Source organism: Nonomuraea sp. MG754425 (assembly GCF_021699195.1).
Taxonomy (GTDB): domain Bacteria; phylum Actinomycetota; class Actinomycetes; order Streptosporangiales; family Streptosporangiaceae; genus Nonomuraea.
Map to the genome: position 1 here is coordinate 1 of NZ_SSXE01000285.1, position 8,901 is coordinate 8,901.

Genomic DNA, 8,901 nt, shown 5'->3' on the forward strand with positions numbered 1-8,901 from the left:
CCCCGACGCTCCTGCCCGCCTTCCCCGCCCGGCCACCGCGCCGGCCCCTGCCACCCGTGCCCTGCTCATCTGCGGGATGATCGCGGGCCCGCTGTTCGTCCTGCTGATCACCGCTCAGGCAGTGACCCGTGAAGGGTTCGATCCCCGCCGACATCCCCTCAGCATGCTGAGCCTGGGCGAGCTGGGCTGGATCCAGACCGCCAACTTCCTCCTCTGCGGAGCGCTGGTCCTGGCCTCCGTCGCGGGTCTACGCCGCACGCTCGCGCCCGGAAGTCCGGGGCGCGCCTGGGGCACCGTGCTGCTCGGTGTCTATGGAGCCAGCCTGATCTGGGCAGGCGTCTTTCCCACGGACCCCGCCGACGGCTACCCGCCCGGCACCGCCGCGGGCATCCCCACCGAGGCCACCTGGCACGGTCAGCTGCACAACTTCGCACCCGTGGGGATGGGCCTGGCGCTGAGTGCCGCCTGCCTGGTGTTCGCCCGGCGCTTCGCCCGCGAGGGCAGACGTGGTCTGCTCCTCTACAGCGTTCTCGCGCCGGCTGCGTACCTCGTCCTGGGATTCGCGGCGTTCCCCGCCCAGGACTACCGGCTCATGCTCGCCGGTGGCGGCGTCATCTGGACGTGGGCCGCCGCGCTTTGCTACACCCTCGCGGCAAAACGCTCCTCCCCCACGGCGCGATAAGCACCGCTCTTTCATCCATGCTCACACTCCGACGTGGCCACAACCAACAGGCTGGAGCAGCAAACCAGCGCCACCGGGCGTCGACACGACAAGATGGCACTGCAGTGGATTCGGGGGTCAGAGAGATTTGGAACGGAATCCGGCGTTTACAGGGGTTCTCCCAGGTCAGTGACCCCCTGCCGTGGCGGTCCTCCGGACGCGGTTAACGCCGGATCCCGTTCCATCGCACAGACGGTTGGCGCTGATAATGATCACGGTGCGTAAGGCAGAGCCTTGGGTCTCGATGTGGTGAAGGTGCGGCGGGCGGCTGGTGCCGGTCTGGGACGATCTGGGGCATGGCGCGTGGTGGCGGCCGGGATGGCCGGGGCGAGCCGGAGTGGCGGCCGGTGAGTGACGTGGACATGATGACCGCGGTCGTGCTGGAGCAGATGGGGGCCAACCGCGATCAGTTGCGGACTTTGGAGCCGGCGCAGCTCGCGAGCAAGACGGGGCGGGTCCCAGCCGCGTGCGCGGCGCGCATCGCGAAGGCGCTGTGCCCAGCCGGGGCGCGCTGCCGATGCGGGGGCCATGCTTTCGATTGTCACCGCCACGGCGCGGCCCCAGCCAGACCGGCCGCCATTCCTGTCCGCGAGTCTCCGCTTCCCTCCGTCGTCCTCCGTGTTCCTCATCCTGACACTGCGCCATGGCGCGGTCACCGTGAACGACAGGAAGGCCGCTCACCAGGTGGCGGCCCTCGGGAACCTCGTCTTCCCCCTGACCGGGGTGTGCGTATGCCACCGATGTCGTCCCGGAGACGGTGCCCTACTACCAACGAGCCCGCGGCCGTGGCAGCACTGGTCGCCGCGCGTGGCGAGGACGGAAGAAGCCGCAGCCCCGGCCCTGCCGCACGAGCAATGGTGCAAGTGGTGGAGCCGGGATCGCTGCGTTTCCGGAGGCCGCCGCAGACGCTGAGCCGATGGATCCGCTCGATACGAAGGCGGTTCGGTCAGCGATCACTGCTGTTCTCGGCGCTGCGCCCAGATCGGGAGCTTCACCGATTCGGTCCAGGTGCGCAGCTCGCGCACATGGCGGCCGGCCAGGGCGCCGAGTGCCGTGCCGAGTTCCGGCTCTTCACGCAGGCTGAGACCGGTCACCTGCTGCGGACGTCCATGCCGTCCGCCGGTCTCGACCTCCATGCCCAGCTGCAGGAGATGAGATCTCCACGCGCCATGGCGAAGACCTACCAGGATCACCATCCGCAGCGCGGGCAATCCCTCTGATCTCAACTCCGTACAGGCTCTAGCGCTCGCCGGCGTGCCGGCTACGCCATCCCGGGCGGCATCTTCTTCCTCATCTCGGCCCTCCGCCTCGGCCGCGCCGCGCGGGCGGGCGGCACCTGAGCCGTCAGCAACCGGTGGCGGCGTGAATCGAAGACGCCGGGCGGCAAGGGTCACGGATTCGCCCGGTGAATGTCCGGAGAATGTCCGGTCGGCGACCTGGGCGAACGCCCTTCCACGGGTGAAGACTCAGCAATAACGCCCTCAGCGGCACCAGAAAAGCCGGAATGCCCGTGACGCTGCGGCACGGGTTCTCCCGCGGTTCGGAGCCGCTGATTCCTGTTACCGGGTCCGTGCACGTCGCGGGCCCGCGACAACAAGAAGGGAAGTCACATGGAAATGACGTCGCACAACGAATTCGACCGGCACGAAGGGCGGGGCCCCGTTCTCGTCGACATCGCGGACATCATCGTGTCGGAGGAGTCGGTCGCCGCTCTGCAGGACCGGCAGCTCTGGATGCGGCCGCAGCGGGACGTCGGTCACTGATCCGCAGGCCGGTGGGCGCGGGACTTCTCTGAGCACAGGACGGGTTCCCGCGCCCACCGGGCTGGTCAGGCGGCTTGACGGGACCATTCACCGCACGATTCCGGAGGTCTGAGATTTGCTGGACGAAGGCACCTGGCGGAAACTCTGCGAGCGCGACGGGCCGCATTTCGCCGAACGTGTGCACATTCCCGGCCTGATCCGCGAACCGGACGTTCTCGCGGAACTCGTTCTCGGCGCTCTCCGGGCCGCCACCACCAGAGTGGACGGCGACGACACGGATCTGCCCGCCATGAGAGCGTTCCGTGACACCTGCCTCGACTATGACGCCTCGGAAAAACTGGTATCGGGGGCGTTTTCCGGGCGGTCCGCGGTACATTCCTGGCTTTCCGCCCGCACCGGAAAGGACGACATCTGCCTGGCGATCAACGGCCTGGACTCCTGGGACGCCGAGCTCGCCGAGCTTCTCTACACCGGCTTCGTCCTCCCGCTCGAATCGGCGGGCGTTCCGCTGACGAGAGGGGTGGACTGGTACTGCTTCGTGGCTAGTTCCGGCACCACCCCGTTCGGCGTGCACACCGACCCGGAGCCCTCCTTCATCTTCCACCTCGGCCCGGCGGCGAAGACGGCGTGGACCTGGCCAGGGCTGAGCCTGCCAGCACTCGGCCAGGGGCGCCCGCACACGCTGGACGCGGAGCCTCTTCTGCCGTCGGCGGACAGCGTCCGCCTCGCGCCCGGTGACTTCCTGCTGATCCCCGCGGGGATGTACCACCTCTTCCGCAATGACGGCCCGTCGTTGTTCCTGGGGCTCACGGTGTATCCGGAAGATCCCGGGCAGATCGCCACGGACGCGCTGTTCCACCAGATGCGCCGCCGGAACGCCCAGCACCCGGAACAGGCCGACGGGGATCCGGTCGCCGGCGCGATCGACGCCTTCCGGGACGCCCTCGGCGACGACGGCGTCGAGCGGGCCGTGCGACGGCAGGCGATGCTCCGCCGGTCGTGCGGGTACGGCTCGCCGCCCCGGTTCTCCGGCAGAACCAGCGATCAAGGTCCACCCTATACAGTCACCCGCCTGCCGGTCGTGATCGCCGACCACAGCGTCTTCGCCCTGGGAAGAGAGCTCTCCGTCGATCTCGGTGAGCTGGCCCGCCTGCTGAAGCCCGGCGCCCTCGTCGGCGCCGACGAGCTGCGCGACGCGGCCACCACGCCAGAGCTGCGAGCCGCTGTGCGGGCCCTGGTCCGCGTGGGCGTCCTTCGGAGCGTTGGGATACAGTCATGACACTGTCGTGGGAGAACATCGTCGACGCGCTCGGCGGGGAGTCCGTCTGGCGCAAGTCGTTCGGGAACGAGCTTCTGGCCGGCCGGGTCCCGCAGGGCTCGTGGCGCGCGTCGCTCGGATGGGGCGTCATCGACCACATCATGAGGACGACCACGATCGAACCGCTGATGATCCGCTTGTCGTCCGAACCCATGGCCTATCCCGGCACCTACATCAGCACGCGGATCGACGGCGGCGACATCGTGCACCGCAACTGGCGTTACGGCGCCATGGTCGAGTACCTCCGCTCCGGCGCGACCCTCGTCGCCAACAGGGCCGACCGCATCCACGTGGGCCCTGCTCGCCTGCGGGAGGAGTTCGAGTACTTCGCCGACGACCCGGCCTGGGTGAACTGCTACGCCTGCTGGACGACGCAGTCAGCGTTCGGCCGCCACGCGGACGGCCACGCCACGGTGATCTTCCAGGCGGAGGGCAGCAAGCGCTGGCGGATCTGGGAGGGCTCCGGGCTCGGCGCGCGGCTGATCGAGGAGGCGGACATGCACGCCGGCGACGTGTGGCACATCCCCCGGGGATGGGACCACGAGGCCACCGGCATCGGGCCGAGCCTGCACTGGACCTTCGGCCTGCACGCGTCCACCCCCGAGGACCTCGCGCGGACCGCGCTGGACGCCTGGTCCAACCGGCCCAGGACCGAGGGGACGCCCGATGACGGCGGCGAGCTCGACTCCCTCATGACCGCCCTGGCCTCGGACGTGCACCGGGCGCGGGAGGTGCGTTCCGCGCAGTCGCTCGAAAGGCGCGAGGGCCTGTCGCTGCCGTGGTCGGTGGAGAGCGTCCCGTACACCGGCACCCGGCTCAGGTGGGCGGCCCGGTTCCCGCCGCTGGTCGAGGCCGGGGACGGCCTGATGGCGATCGAGAGCCTCGGCGTGCGGCTCAGGATCGACGGCCGTCTCGCACCCTGGATGAACGAGTGGTCGGCGGGGCGAACCACGCTGCGCGATGACACGGCGGGCATCGCCCTGACCGACGCGGAGATCGACCAGGCGCTCGACTCGCTGGTCCGCGCCGGGCTCCTCCTGGTCGAGCAGGCCCGGTGAGCCTCGCCATGACGAGCGTGGACCAGTCCGGGGCCCCGTGGGTCCTCAACCCGGCGTTCCGGATCCAGGGCGGCGACCTCGTCAACGAGGCCGAGGGCACGCGGCTCACCCTGACCCCGCCCCTGCGAGAGCTGTGGGAGCTGGGGGAACGCCGTGACGGCGCGCCAGCGGTGCGGCTCACTGAGGAGGCGGAAAAGGCCCTGCGCAGGATCCGCCTGATCGTGCCGCCGGACGCCTCGGCGGCGGCGACCGGCGGGCTCGCGCGCACGGCCGGGACCCCGCTGTCCCTGCCCGCGGGCACCAGGGCCGCCGCGGCCGTATGGGGACTGATCGGAGCGCCGGTGGATCTGGGAGGCCCTCCCGGCCCCCGGCCCAAGGACGCCGTCCCCGTGATCCGCCAGGCCCTCGCGGGCAGGTTCCGGCTTCTGGCCCAGCCGGGCACCTGGTCGTGGACGCTGCGGGCCCGGCCGGCCGAGGGACTGCCCGGCCTCGTGGATCACGGTGACCTCGCGGTCCATCCGCAGACCGACACGGGGGCGGCGGCCCACGAGCGGCTTCGGGCCCTCGTCGGCACCGTCCTGGCGCAGGGCCACCGGCCTCTGGTGATCGGCGGGGACCACTCGATCGGCTACCCGGTGATCAGCGCGGTCGCGGGCAGGCATCCGGCGCTGCGCGTCGTCCACTTCGACGCGCACGCCGACCGCCGCCCGGCCGGGAACGCGGTCACCGCGGACTGCGGGAACTTCGTCAGCTGGGTGCTCTCCGAGCATCCCCACGTCGAATGGCTCACCATCGGCGTGCGCGGCGTCGACACGAACCTGGACCAGGCCACGAACGGGCGCGTCTCCTACCTGACTGCCGAGGAGGCCCGCGCGCCGGAGGCGGCGGACACGATCGCGCGGTTCTGCGCCGGCGCGCCCGTGCACCTCACGGTGGACATCGACGTGCTGGACCCGGCGTACGCTCCCGATGTCGTCTATCCCGCCGGCGGCGGTCTCGACCCCGCGACTCTGACGGCCCTGGTACGGAGCGTCGCCGCAGCGGGCCGCTTGGTCGCGAGCGACCTGGTGGAGGCGTGCCCCTCCCCGTCCGGCCGCCACCTGACGGCCGCCCATCTGGCCGATCTCGTGGAGACCGTCCAGCTCGCGGAGGCGGGGCAGGTGGTGGAGCGGGTGGTGGGGCGGGGCTCGCCGGTGCACAATTTCGCCGGAGAAGACGCATGACCGACGCTCCCGCCGTACCCGGCTCGCCCCTGTCGTCGCCGCTCTACAGGGTCTACCTGGCGGGGCAGGCGGTCTCACAGCTGGGGGACGGGGTCGTCTCGGTCACCTTCGCGTTCGCCGCCCTGGCCGTCGCGCCCGACGGGCGGGGCATCCCGATGGTGCTGCTGGCCCTGTGGCTGGCGAGGTTCGTCTTCATCGCGTACGGAGGCAGCCTGCCGGACCGGGTCGGGCGGTTGCCGGTCATGTTCGGCGCGGACGCCGTCCGCCTGGCCGCCCAGGTGTTCCCGGCGATCACCTTCGCCCTCGGGAACCCGGAGCTCTGGCACCTCGTCGTGTCCGCGGCCGTCTATGGCGCGGCGACGGCCTTCTTCACGCCGGGCGCCGTCGGGCTGCTCCCCGAGCTGGTCCGCCCCGCCCAGTTGCAGAAGGCCAACTCCTGGCTCGACGTCGCCGGGGACACCGGACGGCTGGCCGGGCCCGCGCTCGCGTCGCTGCTGGTGGTGGTGGGAGGCGTGCCGCTGGCGCTCTTCTTCGACGCCGCCACCTTCGTCGTCTCCCTCGTCTCGCTCGCCTGGCTGAGGCGGCTGATCCGGGCCCGGCCGCCGGAGCGCGGACCCGCCGAGGACGATGACGGCGGCGCGGCGGAGCGCGTGCGGTTCCTCGACGCGGTGCGCGTCATGCCCCGCCTGCCGCTGGTCCTGGGCGCGATCCTCGTCTGGGTTCCGGTGCAGGTCGGGCTGGCCTCGGTGAGCGTGCTCGGACCGATCACCGTGCAGGACAGGTTCGGGAGCATCGAGCAGTGGGGCGTCATCGTGACGTTCCTGGCCGCGGGCGGGCTGTTGGGAGCGCTGGTGAGCGGGCGCGTGCGCGTCGAGTGGCGCGGGGTGCTCACCGTCGCCCTGCTGGCCGTCTCGATGCCGGTGCAGCTCCTGGCTCTCGCGTACGGCCGGCATCTGGTCGTGGTCGCGGGCGCCCTGTTCCTGGCGGCTCTGGCGGCGGGGGTCGCCGGGGTCGTCTTCGACACCCTCGTGCAGCTCACGGTCCCCAAGCCGATGTTGTCGCGGGTCGGATCGTTCGAGACGACCATGACCACGGCGATGGTGCCGCTGGGCGTCGTGATCGCGCTGCCGCTCGCGAACCTGGTGGGCCGGACAGCGTACCTGGCCGGGCTGGCGGCCGTCATCGTCGCCACGGCGGCGGCGGTGCTCGTCTGGGCGGTCCCGCGTTCGGGGCTGCGGGACCGCGCTCTTGAGGACGGCGCCGGTGACTCGGCGTGCCAGGGGGTGCCCTCGTCGGCCTCCCCGGGATCCGGTCGCGAGGGCGGGCGAGAAGGCGAGGCGGAAGGCCATGTCCAAGGAGATCAGGAGGCGCGAGCGTGGCAGGTCATGACGGACGGACCGCCGAGGCCGTGACCCTCGTACAGGGGCGGCGGTTCGTGGTGGTCGACAACGCCCTGTCCCCGGACGCCCTGGCCGCCTGGCGGGAGGAAGAGCGGGCCGTGCAGCACCGGCCCACCTTCAGCTCGGTCGATCCGATGTTCGACGGAGTGGCGTTCTACGCCGACGCGTCGTACGCCTGCGCGAAAGCCGGCGAGGAGCACGCCGGAGAGGTGACGTCGGCCGTCAGGAGGGGCCTCGACGCGCTCGGCGTGACGGCGGCGGACAACGACCGGTTCAAGTTCTGGCGGTACGGCCGGGGGTCCGGGCTGGACTGGCACGACGACGGGAGCGGCCGGGGGGCGGCGTACACGCTCTACCTGTCGCGCGAGTGGCGGGCGACGTGGGGCGGCGAGCTGGAGCTGTTCGACTGCCCGGTCGGCGAGGTGCCGTGTGCCGAGTTCGACGTCCCCAAGGACCTGATGAACGCTCCCGTGCCGGCCACGTCCATCGCGCCCCGGCCGAACCGGCTCGTGGTGATGGTGGCCGGCACGTTCCACCGGGTGAGGAAGGTGGAGGCGGGCGCGGGCGACAACCTTCGGCGCTCCATCACCGGCTTCCTGACTCCCTGACGCGCCCCGATGGTTATCCCGCGTTCGTGGCCGCTCTGCTCATCCCACCCGGTCTCGCCGCCGTGTGGTGGCCTGGCAACGGCCCCGCCGTGGTGATCGGGGTCGTCATCGGCTGGATCGCCGGCGCGCTGCTCCTGGCCGCCACCGCCGGCGGCCTGCCACCGCTGGACGATGGCTTCGCCGACGTCGAGCCGTGGCCCGGCCCGCTCCCGGGCACCTGGCAGGCCGGCCGCGGCTACACCGAGACCGGCGGCGGGCAGGTGGTGCTCTCCTGGGGCGACATCACCGCGTCCATGGGGCCCGAGGAAGCCGAGAGCGTCAGCTCCGGGCTGGCCGTCGCCGCCCGCGAGGCCCGCGCCTCCAACGCTCGGACGGCCTGCCCGGACGGGACCGTACGGCAGTGACCGGCGGACACGGCCACGTCGTCCCACGCCCGGACGGCTTCCAGGCCAAGTGCTTCGGGCCGCCTCTGTGCGAAGGGTGCGCCGCCGAACGGGCCGCCGTCGACGCAGCCGCTGAGCGGATCGCCCGTGCCTTCCACGAAGCGTACGAACGGCTCGCACCCGCTCACGGCCACGCTGCCCGGCGGGAACTGGCGGGCGCCGGCACCATGCCGTTGACGGCGGCCGTTGTCGCCGAGCTGCTCACCACCGGAGCCATCCCGTGGAACACCGCCCCGTACGAGGCCGCCTTCGCCTCCTCCCGCGTACGTTGGGGGTGCCGCGCAGCTGGCGTTCATCGTGCAGGAGGCGAGCGACGTCCTGAACGAGTGCGCGAGAGACGTCCGGGGTGAGCTCCTCTGACTCTGAG

At 71.6% G+C, this 8,901-nt stretch carries 9 protein-coding genes; 8 read left to right on the forward strand and 1 reads right to left on the reverse strand.

The window, feature by feature from the left end; all coding sequences use genetic code 11:
* On the forward strand, positions 1 to 682 hold a 682-nt coding region (locus FAF44_RS49760), incomplete at its 5' end, for a DUF998 domain-containing protein (protein ID WP_237110485.1).
* A 992-nt stretch (positions 683 to 1,674) separates the two neighbouring features.
* Here FAF44_RS49760 and FAF44_RS49765 read toward each other — a convergent pair.
* Positions 1,675 to 1,857, reverse strand: coding sequence for a hypothetical protein (locus FAF44_RS49765; protein WP_237110486.1), 183 nt, complete (start codon positions 1,855 to 1,857; stop codon positions 1,675 to 1,677).
* Between the two features lie 474 nt (positions 1,858 to 2,331).
* Between FAF44_RS49765 and FAF44_RS49770 the strand changes: the two genes are divergently transcribed.
* The 7 genes from FAF44_RS49770 to FAF44_RS49800 all read left to right on the forward strand — a co-directional run bounded on the left by FAF44_RS49770 (position 2,332) and on the right by FAF44_RS49800 (position 8,495).
* Complete coding sequence (locus tag FAF44_RS49770) at positions 2,332 to 2,484, forward strand: hypothetical protein (RefSeq protein WP_176993608.1); 153 nt, start codon at positions 2,332 to 2,334, stop codon at positions 2,482 to 2,484.
* 115 nt (positions 2,485 to 2,599) lie between these two features.
* Positions 2,600 to 3,763: a hypothetical protein gene (locus tag FAF44_RS49775; protein WP_237110487.1), complete on the forward strand. Its 1,164-nt coding sequence runs from the start codon at positions 2,600 to 2,602 to the stop codon at positions 3,761 to 3,763.
* Positions 3,760 to 4,860, forward strand: coding sequence for a cupin domain-containing protein (locus FAF44_RS49780; RefSeq protein ID WP_237110488.1), 1,101 nt, complete (start codon positions 3,760 to 3,762; stop codon positions 4,858 to 4,860). Before FAF44_RS49775 ends, FAF44_RS49780 begins: the two co-directional genes overlap by 4 nt.
* On the forward strand, positions 4,857 to 6,083 hold the full coding sequence (locus tag FAF44_RS49785) for an arginase family protein (protein WP_237110489.1): 1,227 nt from the start codon (positions 4,857 to 4,859) through the stop codon (positions 6,081 to 6,083). The genes FAF44_RS49780 and FAF44_RS49785 overlap by 4 nt, the downstream gene beginning before the upstream one ends.
* Entirely contained in the window at positions 6,080 to 7,495 is a 1,416-nt protein-coding gene (locus FAF44_RS49790; protein WP_237110490.1) for an MFS transporter, read from the forward strand. Before FAF44_RS49785 ends, FAF44_RS49790 begins: the two co-directional genes overlap by 4 nt.
* The gene (locus tag FAF44_RS49795; RefSeq protein ID WP_237110491.1) at positions 7,459 to 8,091 is read left to right on the forward strand and encodes a 2OG-Fe(II) oxygenase; all 633 of its coding nucleotides are present in this window, start codon (positions 7,459 to 7,461) and stop codon (positions 8,089 to 8,091) included. Before FAF44_RS49790 ends, FAF44_RS49795 begins: the two co-directional genes overlap by 37 nt.
* A 26-nt stretch (positions 8,092 to 8,117) precedes the next feature.
* Entirely contained in the window at positions 8,118 to 8,495 is a 378-nt protein-coding gene (locus tag FAF44_RS49800; protein WP_237110492.1) for a hypothetical protein, read from the forward strand.
* The last annotated feature ends 406 nt before the right edge of the window (positions 8,496 to 8,901 follow it).